Source organism: Bradyrhizobium sp. Kon58, assembly GCF_055807455.1.
Map to the genome: position 1 here is coordinate 43790 of NZ_JBVVOT010000022.1, position 16349 is coordinate 60138.

The window sequence follows — 16349 nt, forward strand, 5'->3', positions numbered from 1 at the left end:
AATGGCCGGGCCGCGCAACATCAGCGTCAGTGAGACCAGCCGGCCGGTGCTGCCGCGGCACGCCAAGCTGAAATATGACGAGACGCGAAAAGTCTGGGTGATCCTGGCGCCCGAACGCGTGCTGGCGCCAGACGAGATCGCGGTCGAGGTCTTGCAGCTCTGCGACGGCGAGCGCAATGTCGGCGACATATCCGACCAGCTGGCGGCAAAATACGCCGCGCCGCGCGAGGCGATCCTGGCCGACGTCATCGTCATGCTGCAGGATCTCGCCGACAAGGGCTTTCTCACGGAGGCCCGGGAGAAGACGGCATGAGCGATGTACTCGGCAATCCCATCATCCCGCCCGACGCCAGCGACAGCCTCGCGGTGCTGGAGAAGAGCCGCTCGACGGCGGAGACGTTCGGCATTCCGCTCGCCGTGCTGCTCGAGATCACCCATCGCTGCCCGCTGCAATGTCCCTATTGCTCCAACCCGGTCGAGCTCGACCGCTCGGGCAAGGAGCTGACCACCGAGGAATGGAAGAAGGTCCTGAGCGAGCTCGCCGAGATCGGCGTGCTCCAGGTGCATTTCTCCGGCGGCGAGCCCACGGCGCGCAAGGATCTGGTCGAGCTGGTCAAGCATGCCAGCGATGTCGGCCTCTACACCAACCTCATCACCTCGGCCGTGCTGCTGACGCGCGAGCGGCTGAGCGAACTTGCCGATGCCGGGCTCTGCCACGTCCAGATCAGTTTCCAGGGCGTTGAAGAAGCCCTCGCCGATCGCGTCGGCGGTTACAAAAACGGGCACCGCAAGAAGCTCGAAGTGGCAAAATGGACGCGCGAGCTCGATTTGCCGCTCACCGTGAATGCGGTGATGCACCGGCAGAACCTGCACCAGTTGCCCGAGATCATCCAGATGTCGGTCGATCTCGACGCCGACCGGCTCGAGGTCGCCAATGTGCAATATTACGGCTGGGCGCTGAAGAACCGCGCCGCCTTGATGCCGACAGTGGCGCAGCTCGACGAGTGCACCCGCATCGTCGAGGAGGCGCGCGAGCGGCTGAAGGGCCGGCTCACGATCGACTATGTCGTGCCCGATTATTACGCGCTGCGGCCGAAGAAGTGCATGGGCGGCTGGGGCCGGCAGTTCTTCAACATTTCGCCGGCCGGCAAGGTGCTGCCCTGCCACGCCGCCGAGAGCATCACCGGGCTCGACTTCGAATCAGTGCGCTCCAACCATTCGATCGCCTGGATCTGGCAGAACTCGGAGGCCTTCAACCGCTATCGCGGCACCGGCTGGATGAGGGAGCCGTGCAAGAGTTGCGAATTCCGCGAGATCGATTTCGGCGGCTGCCGCTGCCAGGCCTTTGCGCTGACCGGTGACGCCGCCAACACCGATCCTGCCTGCGCGCTGTCGCCGCTGCACGAGACCATCTTCAAGCAGGCCGAGCGCGAGGCCGAGGGCGACACCAACCGCTTCGTCTATCGCAATTTCGCCGGCGGCACTCTGGAATCCGGGAATGATGCCTGACGCCGACGCGGCCAGCTCAGTCAAGCGCGCCGATCCCTTTGCACCGCTGACCTCCGAAACGCTCGACGTCGGCGACGGCCACGAGCTCTATGTCGAGAGCGTCGGCCGCACGGACGGAATCCCCGCAGTCTATCTGCATGGCGGCCCCGGCAGCGGTTGCCAGCCCGACCACCGCCGGCTGTTTGATCCCGACCGTTTTCACGCCGTGCTGTTCGACCAGCGCGGCTGCGGCCGCAGCCGGCCGAAGGGATCGCGCCAGCACAACACCACGCAGCATCTGATCGCGGACATGGAAAAAATCCGCGAGAAATTCGGGATCGCGCGCTGGATGGTGGTCGGCGGCTCCTGGGGCGCGACGCTGGCGCTGGCTTATGCGCAGGCCCATCCCGAGCGCGTCTCCGGGATTGCGCTCCGCGCGACGTTTCTCGGCACGCGTGCTGAAGTCGAGATCGCCTTCACCTCGCGCCTGTCGCAATTCTATCCCGCCCTCTACGAGGATTTCCTCAGCGTGCTGCCGGTCGAGGAGCGCGCGCGGCCGGTGGAAGCCTACTATCGCCGCATCCTCGATCCCGATCCGGCCGTGCATGGCCCGGCATCGCGCGCCTGGTACGACACCGAGCGCGTCTTGTCGGAGCACAAGGCGGCAAAGACGCGGATCGACCTGGCGTCGCTGAACGTCTGGCGCACATTGCCGGCGACGCCGTTCATGGAGGCGCATTATTTCATTCACGACAGCTTCATGACGGAGAACCAGTTGTTGCGGAACGCCGGCAAGCTCGACGGCATTCCCGGCATCATCGTCCAGGGCCGCTACGATCTGTTGTGCCCTCCCGAGACATCGCAGGCGCTCGCGAAAGCGTGGCCGGGTTCCGAGATTCGCATCGTGGAAGAAGCCGGCCACTCGCTCTATGATGCGGGCGTGCGGGACGCGGTCATGAAGTCGATCGCGGATATCGCTTCGAAGATCTCGCGATAACAGGACAACAAGAAAAATGCCACTCGCCGGGAAGGGCATGCTGCTGACGTCGATGAACATCGATGCGGCTGCCGAAGCCGATTTCAATCGCTGGTACGATCGCGAGCATCTGGAAGAGCGCGTTGCGATCGAGGGCTTTCTCGAAGCGCGGCGCTATGTCGCGCACGCCGCCAATCCCAAATATCTCTCGCTGTATTCGACCGCGACGCTCGACGTGCTCGACAGTCCCGCCTACCGGGCGCGGCTCGCCAATCAAACCGAATGGTCGCGGCGGAGCATGGCGCATTTCAAGGACATGCTGCGGGTGGTCGCGCGCATCACGATCAGCAATGGTACCGGACGCGGCGCGGCGCTCGGCCTCGTGCTGCTGCGGCCGACGCCGGACAATGCAGCCGCGTGGCGTGACGCACTGCAAGACAGGCTGGCGCCGGACAAGCACGACGGCATCATCTCGATGCATCTGCTCGAGAGCGAGCCGGAATTGTCGGGCGCGACCGCGGACATCCCGGCGGTCCGCAACGAAGGCGCGCGCGACTGGTTCGTGCTGATCGACGGCACGCATGTCGGCGCGGTCTCGGCCGTGATTGCCGCGCGCTTCACCGGCCCTGCCGCCGCGCCATTCCCGCTTCCCGTGTCGGTCGGCACCTACAGCCTGATCTGGGACCTCGCGAAGAGCGACATCGCGCGCAACTAGGCCACCGGACGCATCGCAACATGCTGCACCGCCACATACTGCGCGCGGTCGTTAATGCTGTGCGCGCGTAGCTCCCATGAAAGAGGGGAAGCGCGAAATTTGCCGTTGTACTTCGGAGCGGTTCTAATAAGCTAACCCAATGACGTCATTCAGAAACCAGATCGCCGCGCGTTAGCGTTCGCCAAGCTCAAGAAAAGGCCGCGGGGTCTTTGAGCCTGCGCGGACAGGGTAGGAATGAAACCGACCGATATTGCGGCCCCCGACTACTTTCACAAAGTGGTCGATTGCCAATGGGCCTGTCCTGCGCACACTCCCGTTCCCGAATACATCCGACTGATCGCCCAAGGCCGCTACAGCGACGCCTATATGATCAATTGGAAATCGAACGTGTTTCCCGGAATTCTGGGACGCACCTGCGATCGTCCATGCGAGCCGGCGTGCCGCCGCGGACGCGTCGAGGAGACGCCGGTCGCGATCTGCCGCCTCAAGCGCGTCGCCGCCGACTTCAAGGACGACATCACGCAACGCCTGCCGCGGCCCTCGGCCAAGAACGGCAAGCGCGTTGCATTCGTCGGCGGCGGTCCCGCTTCGCTGACGGTGGCGCGCGATCTCGCGCCGCTCGGCTATCACTGCACCGTGTTCGACGGCGATCCGCAAGCCGGCGGCATGATGCGCTCGCAGATCCCGAAATTCCGCCTGCCGGATTCAGTCATCGACGAGGAGACCGGCTACATCTTGGGTCTCGGCGTCGACTTCAAGGGCGGCCACCGCATCGAGAGCATGAAGGCGCTGCTCGCGGAGAAGTACGACGCGATCTTCGTCGGCTCCGGCGCACCGCGCGGCCGCGAGCTCGACATTCCCGGACGCAAGGAAGCCGCCGCCAACGTCCATATCGGCATCGACTGGCTGTCCTCGGTCTCGTTCGGTCATACTGACAAGATCGGCAAGCGCGTGGTCGTGCTCGGCGGCGGCAACACGGCGATGGATTGCTGCCGCACCGCGCGCCGCCTCGGCGGCGAAGAGGTGAAAGTCGTCGTGCGCTCCGGCTTCGAGGAAATGAAGGCCTCGCCCTGGGAGAAGGAAGACGCGCTGCACGAGGACATTCCGATCCTCAACTTCCTCGTGCCCACGGCTTTCATCCATGACAACGGCAAGCTCACCGGTATCACCTTCCAGAAGGTGAAGGCCGAATACGACGCCAAGGGCCGCCGCAACCTCGTGCCCTCGGGCGAGCCGGACCAGACCATCGAATGCGACGACGTGCTGGTCGCGGTCGGCCAGGAGAACGCTTTTCCCTGGATCGAGCAGGATTGCGGCATCGAGTTCGACAAATGGCACATGCCCAAGGTCGATCCGAAGACGTTCGTATCCACCAATCCAAAAGTGTTCTTCGGCGGCGACGCCGCGTTCGGGCCGAAGAACATCATCTGGGCGGTGGCGCAGGGCCATGACGCCGCGCTGTCGATCCACAAGATGCTTTCGGGCGAAGACGTCACCGAGCGTCCATTGCCGGAGGTGCACATCTCCTCGCAGAAGATGGGCATCCACGAATGGAGCTATGACAACGACATCTCCAACGACAAGCGCTACAAGGTGCCGCATCGCGACAAGGTGATCGCGCTGAAGGACATCCGCACCGAGGTCGAGCTCGGTTACGACGTCAAGCTGGCGCTGGGCGAGGCTCACCGCTGCCTGAACTGCGACGTCCAGACCGTGTTCTCGACCTCGCTCTGTATCGAGTGCGACGCCTGCGTCGACATCTGTCCGATGGATTGCATCACCTTCACGGACAATGGCGAGGAAGGCGATCTCCGTCAGCGCCTGAAAGCGCCCTCGCTGCATCCGGACCAGGATCTCTATGTGTCCAGCGACCTCAAGACCGGGCGCGTGATGGTCAAGGACGAGGATGTCTGCCTGCATTGCGGGCTCTGCGCCGAGCGCTGTCCCACCGGCGCCTGGGACATGCAGAAATATTTGATCGAGATGACTCAAGCGGGTTCGACATGTCCGACAAAAAGCCGATCAGCAGCGTAAACGACTTCGTCGTCCGCTTCGCCAACGTCAACGGATCGGGCTCGGCCAGCGCCAACGAGATGTTTGCGCGCGCGATCCTGCGCCATGGCGTTCCGGTGAGCCCCCGTAACATCTTCCCCTCCAACATCCAGGGCCTGCCGACCTGGTACGAGGTGCGGGTGACGGAAGACGGCCATCTCGGCGCCCGCGGCGGCGTCGACATGATGGTCGCCATGAACCCGCAGACCTGGGACAAGGACGTCGCCGGCATCGAGCCCGGCGGCTATCTGTTCTATGATTCCACCAAGCCAATGCCGTCGACCAAATTCCGCGACGACATCACCGTAATCGGCGTCCCCCTGACCGCGATCACCAACTCGACCTACACCGATCCGCGCCAGCGCCAGCTGTTCAAGAACATCATCTATCTCGGGGCGCTCTCGGCGCTGCTCGACATGGATCCGAAGCTGATCGAGCAGCTGATCGGCGAGCAGTACAAGGGCAAGGAGAAGCTGCTTTCGTCTAATGTCCACGCGCTGCATCTCGGCCGCGACTGGGCGCTGCAGAACCTGAAATGCCCGACAGGGCTGCGGGTGAAGAAGTCCGACAAGGTCGGCGACCGCATCTTCATCGAGGGCAACAGCGCCGCCGCGCTTGGCGCCGTCTATGGCGGCGCCACGGTGTGCGCCTGGTATCCGATCACGCCGTCCTCGTCGGTGGCGGAGGCTTTCACCGCGCATTGCAAGAAGTACCGGCACGATCCGGAAACTGGCAAGGCGAAATACGCCATCGTGCAGGGCGAGGACGAGCTCGCCTCGATCGGCATCGTGATCGGCGCCTCCTGGAACGGCGCCCGCGCCTTCACCGCGACCTCCGGCCCCGGCATCTCGTTGATGACCGAGTTCATTGGACTTTCGTACTTCGCCGAAATCCCGGCCGTGATCATGAACATCCAGCGCGCCGGTCCCTCGACCGGCATGCCGACCCGCACCCAGCAATGCGACATCATCGCCTGCGCCTATGCTTCGCATGGCGACACCAAGCATGTGCTGCTGTTCCCTGAGGATCCCGCCGAGGCGTTCGAGTTCGCGGCCGCAGCCTTCGATCTCGCCGAGCGGCTCCAGACCACGATCTTCCTGATGCTCGACCTCGACATCGGCATGAACCACCGGCTCTGCCGTCCGCTGAAATGGGACGATTCCAAGCAATATGACCGCGGCAAGGTGATGACCGCGGAGATGCTGGACGAAGGCCGCGATTTCGGCCGCTATCTTGACGTCGACGGCGACGGCATCCCGTACCGAACCTATCCCGGCACGCATCCGACCAAGGGCTCATTTTTTACCCGCGGCACGTCGCGTGACCGCTATGCGCGTTACTCCGAGGAAGGCTCGGCCTACGCCGACAACATGCAGCGGCTGATGCGCAAGTTCGAGACCGCGCAGGATCTGGTGCCGCGGCCGCTCCAGGCCAATGCGGAACGACCGACCAAATACGGCGTGATCTATTTCGGCTCGACTACGCCTGCAATGGACGAGGCGATCGGATTGCTGGAAGCGCGCGGGCATCAGCTCGATCGCCTGCGTATCCGCGCCTTCCCGTTCCATTCGAGCGTGGCGAGCTTCCTCGCCGAGCACGATTTCGTCTACGTGGTCGAGCAGAACCGCGACAGCCAGCTGCGCCAGCTCATCGTGAACGAGAACGGCATCGACCCGGTACGGCTGGTGCCGATCGTACATTACGACGGCTCGCCGATCACCGCCCGCTTCATCGCAAAAGCCATTGGCGACCACCAGGATCACCTCAAGGTGACCCCGCTCCGCAAGGCCGTGTCATGATGACCGGTTATTTACTCTCTCCGTCATGCCCGGGCTTGACCCGGGCATCCACGCCTTTCTTCCGTGCCGCCAAGACGTGGATGGCCGGGACAAGCCCGGCCATGACGCCGCGGAAGCTTCAGGTGCTCGCATGACCTACATTGCAAAGCCGAAATTCCACCATCCCGGGCTGAAGAAGAACGATCTCGGCTACACCCATCGCGATTACGAAGGCAAGATCTCGACGCTGTGCGCCGGCTGCGGCCATGACTCGATCACGGCCTCGATCATCGAGGCCTGCTATGAGCTTTCGATCGAGCCGCACCGGGTCGCCAAGATCTCGGGCATCGGCTGCTCGTCGAAGACGCCGGACTATTTCCTCGGCAATTCGCACGGCTTCAATTCCGTGCACGGCCGCATGCCCTCGGTCCTGACCGGCGCCAACCTCGCCAATCGCGATTTGATCTATCTCGGCGTCTCCGGCGACGGCGATTCCGCCTCGATCGGCTTCGGCCAGTTCGCGCATTCGATCCGGCGCGGCGTCAACATGACCTATATCGTCGAGAACAACGGCGTCTACGGCCTGACCAAGGGCCAGTTCTCGGCCACCGCCGACCGCGGCTCGAAGTCCAAGAAGGGCGTCACCAACACCGACAACGCCATCGACCTCGTCGCCATCGCGCTGCAGTTGGGCGCGACTTTCGTCGCCCGCTCTTTCTCCGGCGACAAGACCCAGCTGGTGCCGCTGATCGCGGCCGCGATCCGTCACAAGGGCGCGTCGTTCATCGACGTCATCAGCCCCTGCATCGCCTTCAACAACCACGCCGGCTCGACCAAGAGCTTCGACTATGTCCGCGAGCACAATGACGCGGTGAACCGGCTCGACGTGCTGGTCGGCCGCGATCCGATTGCGGTGGATTACGCACCCGGCACGGTGCAAATGGTCGAGCAGCATGACGGCAGCAGGATCGCGCTACGCAAGATCGACGCCGACTACGATCCGCACGACCGGCTCGGCGCCCAGACCTTCCTGCAAAAGCACGCCGCCAAGGGGCAGATCGTCACCGGCCTGCTCTACGTCGATCCTGATGCGGAAGATCTGCACGAGCATCTCAACACGGTCGAAACGCCGCTCAACACGCTGGAAGCGGACACGCTCTGCCCGGGCTCCGCGGCGCTGGACAAGTTCAACGCCAGCCTGCGGTGATCGCTACCGTGCCGTGGCGGGCTGCCTGACGCGTATGGTGATCTTCTCCGACACGATGGGCGGCTCGAACGGATAGTGCCTGGCATCGCCCAGCACGAGTTGAAGCGTGTGCGTTCCGGGCGGAAGCTCGAGCAGCGTTTCGGTCTGCCCCGCCCCGAAATGCAGATGCGACTTGTCCTGCAGGATCGGCTCCTTGGGATCGATGGGGTCATTGACGTCAATCAGCAAATGATGATGACCGGCGTTCTGATACTCGTCGCCGGCATGGGTCACTCCCATGTTGCGCAAGCCGAACCGGACCCAGAATCCGCCGCGGACCTTCTGCCCGTCATGCGGGGTGATGAAATAGAGCTTTGCGTCCTTGGGCGCGGTCTTGCCTTGCGAGAAAGCTACCGCCGGGAGCAATGCAAGCGCCGCCGCCAGCGCGACGCAACGAAATATCTGCATCAAACCAACTCCACCACTTAGGGACTGAGCGCCACGCGGAATCCGTGCGTGGGATAACGAACATTGGTGTCGTAGCCGTCGCGGTTGGACGGCCGCACATATCTCGAATCGTTCTTCCAGGAGCCCGAGCGCAGGACATGAGCGCTGCAGTCCCCGCTGCTCCATGCCGAGCCGTCACCGGGCGCGCCCTGATAGGTTTTGTGCCAGCAGTCCTCGACCCACTGATCGACGCCGCCGCCCATGTCGTGGAGCCCGAACGGATTCGGCCTGAAGCTGCCGACCTTCGCCGGTTGCTCGGCCGCGAGATCACCGCAATCCTTGCAACCGGCCATGCCCGGCTGCAGCTTGTCGCCCCACCAATATTTGGTCTGCGTTCCGCCACGCGCGGCATATTCCCATTCGGCTTCGCTCGGAAGCCGATAGGTCTTCTTCGTCGCCTGCGCGAGATAGGCCGCATATTGCTGCGCGTCGGTCCAGCTCACATTGCTGACCGGTGCATCGTCCTTGCCGATCGCCGTGAAGCCGCACGCCTTTGCAGCGGCGCACTCGTTCCATTCCTGCACGGTCACCGGATATTTGCCGATCGAGAACGGTCTGACCGTCACCTGATGGACAGGACGCTCGGTCGGGTCGTCATTGCTTCCCATCGCAAAGCTGCCGCCGCGAATGGCGACCATCTCGGGTTCGCGGACGGCAGTTGTCGATTGAGTTGGCGCTGGAGCGGGCGACGGAGGTAACGAAGCCGACGAAGGAGAAGGCTGCGGCGTCTGCGGCGCGGCTTCGCGCAGAGGCTGCGGGCTTGGCGATGCGGCAGAAGAAGCGTTAGGAGAAACGGTAGTGACGGCGGCCTGCTCGCCCACCCTGCCCGGCGCCTGAGCCAGCAGATACCACAGCACGCCGGCGGCCATCACCGACAGCGTGATTCCCAGGAGAAAGATCAGAGCATTCTCGCGCCGTCCCCGCGTCCTGCCGACCGCGTCTGCATCCGGCAGCACTTTATAGACGCGCACGGGATCGGTGATGTTCTTGACTTTGCGGTCCCCGAGCGACTCGTAACCGCACACGACCTTGTGCTTGATCTGCTCGTAGATCGCGCCGGAGATAAAGACCTGGCCTGGCTCGGCGATGCCCTCGATGCGCGTCGCGATGTTGACACCATCGCCGTAGACGTCATCCGGCTCCACGATGACGTCACCGAGATTGACACCAATCCGGTACTCGATCCTCGTCTCCTTCGGAAGCGAGGCGTTGCGGCCGATGAGATTCTGCTGGATGACGATGCTGCATCGCACGGCCTCGACCGGACTGTCGAAGATCGCGATGAAGCCATCGCCCGTCGTCTTCACCAGATTTCCATGGTGTTCGACGATGCTGGGCTGGATGAGATCCCGCTCGATCCGCTTGACGCGGACGTGCGTGCCCTCCTCGTCGGCCTGCATCAGGCGGCTGTAGGAAGCGATGTCACCGACAATGATGGCCGCGAGACGACGAGGCATCGGGCCGTGCGTGGGCGGCTCGTCATTCCCGGATCTGAAGTTGCGAATTTCGCCCATCGCGGGGGACTCCACAAACTTACAAGGCAGGCCCCCAGCCTACAACCGCCAGAGGCGATCGTCTGTGAAGGCTATCACATCGATGAAGTCGGGCAATGTCGGAAGAACCGCAGGGCGTCAGGTTCCGAAAGGCGAAGGGGTCACGTCGAATGAACCTTCATGACCCCACCGATGACTAAAGCCCGGCGTGGAACTGATCACCTGGCTCCGCCCAGCGATGATCCTGTCAGATGTGCGGACGTTGAACGCGTCGCACCCGGGCCGCGTCTACAGCGTACAGCTCAGCCGCTGCACGCGAGGCCATCATCATGAAGCTTTCTCTCGTTGCTGCCGTCTTCCTTACCGCGCTCGGCGGCGCTGCTTACGCCGAGGAGGCCGACGATATCCGTGAGGCCAGCAAGGCCGAGGCCGAGGCCGAGACCTTCAACGCGCGCATGTATGCGGGCGCACCCGGCAACAAGGCCTATGCCTGCTTCGTGCGGCGCTATGATGCCGAGCATCTGGCGCGCCATCCGAAGCAGAAGGTCGCCTCGATGAAGCTGCTGATCTCGGCGGAATTGGACACCGAAGACAAGCAGCTCCATAACGCCTTCCGCCTCGGCTTCAGATATCGTCACCGCTCCGGCGATTTCGACTCCAGCGGCTCCTGTCATCACACCGTGTTGACCAAGGACGGCACCGAGATCCGCCTCGGTTGCGGCGTCGACTGCGAGGGCGGCGGCATCGGCGTCGCGCTCTCAAAGGACGACAAATCGGCGATCGTGCGGCTGGCGCGGGTCAGAGTCTGGCAGAACAACAAGCCGGATGAGGATGCCGAACTGTCGCTGGTCGCCGGGGCCGATGACGGGATTTTCCGCCTGGATCGAACGGACAATAAGGAATGCGCCTCGCTCGTGACCGACCGCAAGGAACTCGCCGCGCTCCGCCACAAATGATATGTGTCCGGCGCAATCGAGGGAGATCGTCATGAACCGCCGGAACATGTTGTGGAGCGCCATCTCAGGCCTGGGCGCGGCGCTTGGCGCCTCTAGCGCCAAGGCCGCGACCGAGGCCGCGACCGAAGCCGGCGCGGGCAACAAGCTGAAGGTGGTCTATCATTTGAGCGATGCCGAGAAGGTCAATTTCGTGCTCGGCAACATCCAGAACCACATCGACGGCGTCGGCGGCCCCGAGCATGTGACGATCGCGCTGGTGATCCACGGGCCGGCGCTGAAGGCGTTTCACTGGGCGCAGGCCAACCCTGACATCAGCAAGCGCGTCGGCGATTTCTCCAAGGATGGCGTCGAGCTTGCCGCCTGCGGCAACACGATGAAGGCGCAGAACGTCACGCTCACGGATCTCCTGCCGGGCTTCGTCAGCGCGGAGAAGGGCGGCGTGGTCCGTTTGGCCGAGCTCCAGTCGCAGGGTTATCTCTATCTGCGGCCGTAGGGGCCGCTTGCGCAGCCTTCCCGCCGTCATTGCGAGGAGCCCTCGCGACGAAGCAATCCAGAGTCCCTCCGCGGAAAGATTCTGGATTGCTTCGCTTCGCTCGCAATGACGGAAACGTGGGGCGCCGCCGGGCGAGACAACCTCTTGACTTACCCATAACTCCACGGTTATGAGTACATCCATAACTTACAAGTTATGGATTATATGCCCGTCGCCGCCCACGACCTTCTGTTCAGGACGCTCGCCGACCCCACCCGTCGGGCGATCTTCGAGCGCTTGTGCCGCGAGGGCGAACAGACGGTCGGGGCTCTGACGGCACTGTCGGGCGTTTCCCAGCCGGCGGTCTCAAAACATCTCGGCGCGCTGAAGCAGGCTGGCCTCGTGCGCGACCGGCATCAAGGGCGGCAGACGCATTACAGCGCCCAGCCCGGCGCGCTCAATCCGCTGATCGACTGGACCAGCCAGATGGCCGGGTTCTGGCAGAACCGGCTCGACGCGCTCGACGATCTCCTGAAGAGGATGGACCAATGAACGAATCCGCGGCCGAAACCCGATCTGTCGTCGTCGAGCGCGAATTTGCCTTTCCGGCAGAGCGGATCTGGCGCGCGCTGACGCAGCCGCATCTGATCGAGGAATGGCTGATGAAGAACGACTTCAAGCCGAACGTGGGCCACCGCTTCAACCTTCGCGGCGAGTGGGGCGGCGTGCTGGACTGCGAGGTCCTCACCATCGAGCCGCAGAAGACGCTCGCCTACACCTGGAATTTCTCGCATGACGATGCGGCGTTCGATCTCAAGAGCGTCGTGACCTTCACGCTGACCCCGACGGGCGCAGGCACGCATCTGCGTGTCGAGCAAGCCGGCTTCAGCCCGACGCAGAAGCAGGCTTTCGGCGGCGCGCATGCCGGCTGGAAGCAGTTTTTCGCCAAGCTGGACGAGCTGCTGGCGCGGGCAGATTAGCTCGGCCACCGGCCTTCATTCGATCATCTCAAGAGGAGGTTTCATTGACCGGAAACATGTGGATTCGGCAGATCCATCGCTGGCTGTCGATCGCTTTCACGCTTGCCGTCATCGCCAACATCGTCGCCATGACCATGCAGCTCCAGGCCATCTGGATCGGCTTCCTCGCGCTGGTCCCACTGATCCCGTTGCTCGCGACCGGGCTCTATATGTTCGCGCAGCCATATCTCGGCCGCCGCCGCGGCGCCCGACAAGAGGCGTGAACATGAAGAAGGCCGTGACCGCGAAAAACAGCAGCGCGACGAAGACGGATGGCGCTTCGCCCTCCAGGATGATCGACGGCAGGATCAAGGAGCTCGGCGACTGGCGCGGCGAGATGCTCGGGCGAATCCGCGGCCTGATCAAGGACGCCGACCCTGAAATCGTCGAGGAATGGAAATGGCGCGGCGTGCCGGTGTGGGAGCACGACGGCATCATCTGCACCGGCGAGACCTACAAGGCCGTGGTGAAGTTGACGTTTGCCAAGGGCGCGGCGCTGGAGGATCCCGCCGGCCTGTTCAACTCGAGCCTCGACGGCAACGTGCGCCGCGCGATCGATATTCGCGAAGGCGAAAAGATCAACGAGAAGGCGTTGAAGGCGCTGATCCGCGCGGCGGTAGAGCTGAATGCGTCGAAAGCCAAGAAGCAGCCGGCCAAACGTTCCGGATAGAACAGCCGTTGTGGGCCACGAACGCTTTCCTTCTCCCCTTGTGGGAGAAGGTGGCGCGAAGCGCCGGATGAGGGGTCTTTATCGACACGGAAATGTGGAGAGATACCCCTCACCGCAGTGAGCTTGTGTCTCCCGGCGTCGCCGCCCTCTCCCACAAGGGGCGAGGGCACATCAATGCGCATCTCGCCGTATTGCTCCGAATAGTCAGCCGCCCTCAGGCCACCGCCGAGATCGGGCGCGGGCTCACGACATATTCGCGCAGCACCTTGTCGTTGGCGTCGACCTCGATCAGTGCGACGTCGTAGGTCCAGAGATCGGCCAGATGCTGGAGCACGCGCTTGGCGTCGGTCTCGTTGAGCTGCGCGCCCTTGATGACATGGTGATGCAGGATCAGGCGCCGGTCGCCGGAGAGATCGACGTCGACCACCTCGATATTCGCGTCGATGTAGCCGACATCGTGCTGCCGTGCCAGCTCGCGGCGGACGCGGCGGAAGCCGCGCTCGTCGTGAATGGCATCGACCCGGATGCCGGCACGTTCCTCGGGGTCGTCATGCAGGTGGAACATGCGGAGGTGCCGCATCAGCTTCGGACTTAGGAACTGGGCGATGAAGCTTTCGTCGCGGTAGTTGGCCCAGACGTCGCGCAGCACGCCCATCACGTCGTTCTTGCCGGCGATGTCCGGGAACCATTCGCGGTCCTCGTCTTCCGGCCTTGTGACGATGCGCTCGATGTCCTGCATCATGGCGAAGCCGAGCGCATAGGGATTGAAGCCGGAAAAGCGCTGGTCGTCGAATTCGGGCTGGAACACGACGTTGGTGTGCGACTGCAGGAATTCGAGGAAATTGCCGTCGCTGATGCGGCCCTGCTGATGCAGCTTGGTCATGATGCGATAGTGGACGTAAGTCGCCGTCCCCTCGTTCATCACCTTGGTCTGGCTCTGCGGATAGAAATATTGCGCGATGTGGCGGACGATGCGCAACAGCTCGCGCTGCCAGGGCGCCAGCCGCGGCGCGCTCTTCTCGAGAAAATACAGCAGGTTCTCCTGCGGCAGGCCGAGCAGCTTGCGGCGCCGTTCGATGCTGAGCGCGGACCGGGTCTTGCTCTTTCCCGCCGGCACGGTACGCCAGAGGTCGTTGAAGACCTCCTCCTCATGCTGACGGCGGCGCCCTGCCCGCTTCTCTTCGGCGCGCAGATCGAGCTTTTTCTTGCCGGGATAGCGGTCGATCCCATGCGACATCAGCGCATGCGCGGCATCAAGGGTGCGCTCGACCTCGACGCGGCCGTAGCGATCCTCGCATTGCATGACGTAGTTCTTGGCGAAATCCAGATAGTCCAGGATGCCGTCGGCGTCGGTCCACTGCTTGAAGAGATAGTTGTTCTTGAAGAAGTGGTTGTGGCCGAAGGCGGCGTGCGCGATCACCAGGGTCTGCATCGTCGCCGTGTTCTCCTCCATCAGGTAGGAGATGCAGGGCGAGGAGTTGATCACGATCTCATAGGCGAGACCCATGAGGCCCTTGCGGTATGAGGCCTCGTGATACGCAAAGTGCTTTCCGAACGACCAGTGCTTGTAGAACAGCGGCATGCCGACGGACGAATAGGCGTCCAGCATCTGCTCGGCGGTGATGACCTCGATCTGGTTCGGATAGACGTCGAGCCCGAGATCTTTCGTCGCCACCTCCTCGCAGGCATCCGTGATGCGCTGCAAGGTGTGAAAATCCCAATCGGCGCCTTCGAACAAGCGTTCCGTCATGGAGCGGCTTTCTCCTGGGCAGTGTCGCGGCGCTGAAACAGATCGTGGAACACCGGAAAAATCTCGCTACGCTCGCTGACCTTGCGCATCGAGAGCGGTGCGCCGCTGTTGCGCAGGCGCTCGTAGAGGGTCCAGAGCGAGGAGTCGGACAGATCGAAGGCACTGCCGCCGGACTCGCCGACCTCGAGATAGGCGAAGAACTGGCAGACCGGCAGGATCTTGTCGGTCAGCAGCATGCCCGCGAGCTCGCCGTCGGAATAGGAATTGTCGCCGTCGGAGGCTTGCGCAGCGTAGATATTCCAGTCCGACGGGCTGAAGCGTTCGCGCACGATCTCGTGCATGGCCTGCAGCGCGCTGGAGACCAGCGTGCCGCCGGAAGCCGGGCCGTAGAAGAAGGTCTGCTCGTCCACCTCCTCGGCGCGATCGGTGTGGCGGATGAAGACGATGTCGACATGCTTGTAGCGGCGCTTCAGGAACACGTAGAGCAGCATGTAGAAGCGCTTGGCGAGATCCTTCATGTGCTCGGACATCGAGCCCGACACGTCCATCAGGCAGAACATCACGGCCTGGGCAACGGGCTTGGGCACGGTCTCGAAGCGGCGGTAGCGGATGTCGATCGGATCGATGAAGGGAATGCGCTTGGACTTCGCCTTCAGTTTTTCGAGCTGGGCCAGCAGCAGCAGACGCTCGTCCTCATCCGCGCATGCGGCGATGGCGGCTTCGAGCTCCTCGATCTCCTCCTTGCTGGGACGCTTGAGCGCGATACGGCGCGCCATTGCGCGCCGAACCGTCCGGCTCACCGAGATGTTGGATGGCGAGCCCGACGTGGTGTAGCCGGCGCGCTGGATGCCCTCGCTCTCGGTCTGCGCGATCTTGCGTTTGGCGAGATCGGGAAGCTCGAGATCATCGAGGAAGAGATCGACGAATTCGTCGCGGCTGAGCACGAAGCGGAAGGCGTCCTCGCTGTCGCCTTCGCCCGGACCGGAATCCTTGGCGCTGCCCTGGCCGGAGCGCTGGAGATAGTCGCCCTCGATGAACTTCTTGTTGCCGGGCAACACCATGTCGCGCGTTCCGCCGTCGCGGCGGAAACGCGGCTCGTGCATGCCGTCGAGCGGAATCGTGACCTCGCCACCCTCCAGGACGTCCTTGATGTCGCGTTCCTGCGAGGTCTTCTTGACGGCGCCCTGCACCAGGGATTTGGCCCGACGCAAGAACCGCTGCCGGTTCTCGAGACTCTTGCCGCCTGGATTCAGGCGCCTGTCAATAATGTGAATCGGCACTTTTCCA

17 protein-coding genes are annotated in these 16349 nt (G+C 63.3%); 13 read left to right on the forward strand and 4 right to left on the reverse strand.

From position 1 onward, the window contains the following. The first annotated feature begins 1 nt into the window (after window position 1). The 7 genes from pqqD (at window position 2) to AC0L20_RS28475 (ending at window position 8216) form a co-directional block, all read left to right on the forward strand. On the forward strand, window positions 2-313 hold the full coding sequence (gene pqqD, locus AC0L20_RS28445) for a pyrroloquinoline quinone biosynthesis peptide chaperone PqqD (protein ID WP_473294014.1): 312 nt from the start codon (window positions 2-4) through the stop codon (window positions 311-313). After that, the gene (pqqE, locus tag AC0L20_RS28450; RefSeq protein ID WP_473294015.1) at window positions 310-1509 is read left to right on the forward strand and encodes a pyrroloquinoline quinone biosynthesis protein PqqE; all 1200 of its coding nucleotides are present in this window, start codon (window positions 310-312) and stop codon (window positions 1507-1509) included. The genes pqqD and pqqE overlap by 4 nt, the downstream gene beginning before the upstream one ends. Then, window positions 1499-2485: a prolyl aminopeptidase gene (pip, locus tag AC0L20_RS28455; protein WP_473294016.1), complete on the forward strand. Its 987-nt coding sequence runs from the start codon at window positions 1499-1501 to the stop codon at window positions 2483-2485. The genes pqqE and pip overlap by 11 nt, the downstream gene beginning before the upstream one ends. A gap of 16 nt (window positions 2486-2501) precedes the next feature. Continuing rightward, window positions 2502-3179 carry a hypothetical protein gene (locus tag AC0L20_RS28460; protein WP_473294017.1) on the forward strand — a complete coding sequence of 226 codons (678 nt, stop codon included), beginning with the start codon at window positions 2502-2504 and terminating at the stop codon, window positions 3177-3179. 234 nt (window positions 3180-3413) lie between these two features. Then, window positions 3414-5213 carry an FAD-dependent oxidoreductase gene (locus AC0L20_RS28465; protein WP_473294018.1) on the forward strand — a complete coding sequence of 600 codons (1800 nt, stop codon included), beginning with the start codon at window positions 3414-3416 and terminating at the stop codon, window positions 5211-5213. Next, on the forward strand, window positions 5183-7030 hold the full coding sequence (locus AC0L20_RS28470) for a 2-oxoacid:acceptor oxidoreductase subunit alpha (protein ID WP_473294019.1): 1848 nt from the start codon (window positions 5183-5185) through the stop codon (window positions 7028-7030). The genes AC0L20_RS28465 and AC0L20_RS28470 overlap by 31 nt, the downstream gene beginning before the upstream one ends. Window positions 7031-7160: 130 nt before the next feature. After that, complete coding sequence (locus AC0L20_RS28475) at window positions 7161-8216, forward strand: 2-oxoacid:ferredoxin oxidoreductase subunit beta (protein ID WP_473294020.1); 1056 nt, start codon at window positions 7161-7163, stop codon at window positions 8214-8216. A 3-nt stretch (window positions 8217-8219) separates the two neighbouring features. On the opposite strand, the gene AC0L20_RS28480 is transcribed toward AC0L20_RS28475, so the two are convergent. Both AC0L20_RS28480 and AC0L20_RS28485 read right to left on the reverse strand, forming a co-directional pair. Beyond that, the gene (locus AC0L20_RS28480) at window positions 8220-8663 is read right to left on the reverse strand and encodes a DUF4399 domain-containing protein (RefSeq protein ID WP_473294021.1); all 444 of its coding nucleotides are present in this window, start codon (window positions 8661-8663) and stop codon (window positions 8220-8222) included. Between the two features lie 17 nt (window positions 8664-8680). Then, window positions 8681-10216 (reverse strand): SUMF1/EgtB/PvdO family nonheme iron enzyme, encoded by a 1536-nt coding sequence (locus tag AC0L20_RS28485; protein WP_456768301.1) that lies wholly within the window; start codon window positions 10214-10216, stop codon window positions 8681-8683. A gap of 308 nt (window positions 10217-10524) precedes the next feature. On the opposite strand from AC0L20_RS28485, the gene AC0L20_RS28490 reads away from it, so the two are divergent. From AC0L20_RS28490 to AC0L20_RS28515, 6 genes are all read left to right on the forward strand, one after another. Continuing rightward, entirely contained in the window at window positions 10525-11151 is a 627-nt protein-coding gene (locus tag AC0L20_RS28490) for a hypothetical protein (RefSeq protein WP_473294022.1), read from the forward strand. Window positions 11152-11182: 31 nt separating this feature from the next. Further along, entirely contained in the window at window positions 11183-11644 is a 462-nt protein-coding gene (locus AC0L20_RS28495; protein ID WP_473294023.1) for a DsrE family protein, read from the forward strand. Between the two features lie 204 nt (window positions 11645-11848). Next, window positions 11849-12175 carry an ArsR/SmtB family transcription factor gene (locus tag AC0L20_RS28500; protein ID WP_027570575.1) on the forward strand — a complete coding sequence of 109 codons (327 nt, stop codon included), beginning with the start codon at window positions 11849-11851 and terminating at the stop codon, window positions 12173-12175. Further along, entirely contained in the window at window positions 12172-12603 is a 432-nt protein-coding gene (locus tag AC0L20_RS28505; protein WP_473294024.1) for an SRPBCC family protein, read from the forward strand. Before AC0L20_RS28500 ends, AC0L20_RS28505 begins: the two co-directional genes overlap by 4 nt. 44 nt (window positions 12604-12647) lie before the next feature. Next, window positions 12648-12866, forward strand: coding sequence for a hypothetical protein (locus AC0L20_RS28510; RefSeq protein ID WP_473294025.1), 219 nt, complete (start codon window positions 12648-12650; stop codon window positions 12864-12866). A gap of 2 nt (window positions 12867-12868) precedes the next feature. Next, window positions 12869-13312, forward strand: coding sequence for a DUF1801 domain-containing protein (locus tag AC0L20_RS28515; protein ID WP_473294026.1), 444 nt, complete (start codon window positions 12869-12871; stop codon window positions 13310-13312). A 214-nt stretch (window positions 13313-13526) separates the two neighbouring features. Here AC0L20_RS28515 and AC0L20_RS28520 read toward each other — a convergent pair whose 3' ends face one another. Both AC0L20_RS28520 and AC0L20_RS28525 read right to left on the reverse strand, forming a co-directional pair. Next, complete coding sequence (locus tag AC0L20_RS28520; protein WP_007613791.1) at window positions 13527-15062, reverse strand: SpoVR family protein; 1536 nt, start codon at window positions 15060-15062, stop codon at window positions 13527-13529. Continuing rightward, window positions 15059-16336, reverse strand: a complete 1278-nt coding sequence (locus tag AC0L20_RS28525; protein WP_473294067.1) for a YeaH/YhbH family protein — start codon at window positions 16334-16336, stop codon at window positions 15059-15061. Before AC0L20_RS28525 ends, AC0L20_RS28520 begins: the two co-directional genes overlap by 4 nt. Between the last annotated feature and the right edge of the window lie 13 nt (window positions 16337-16349).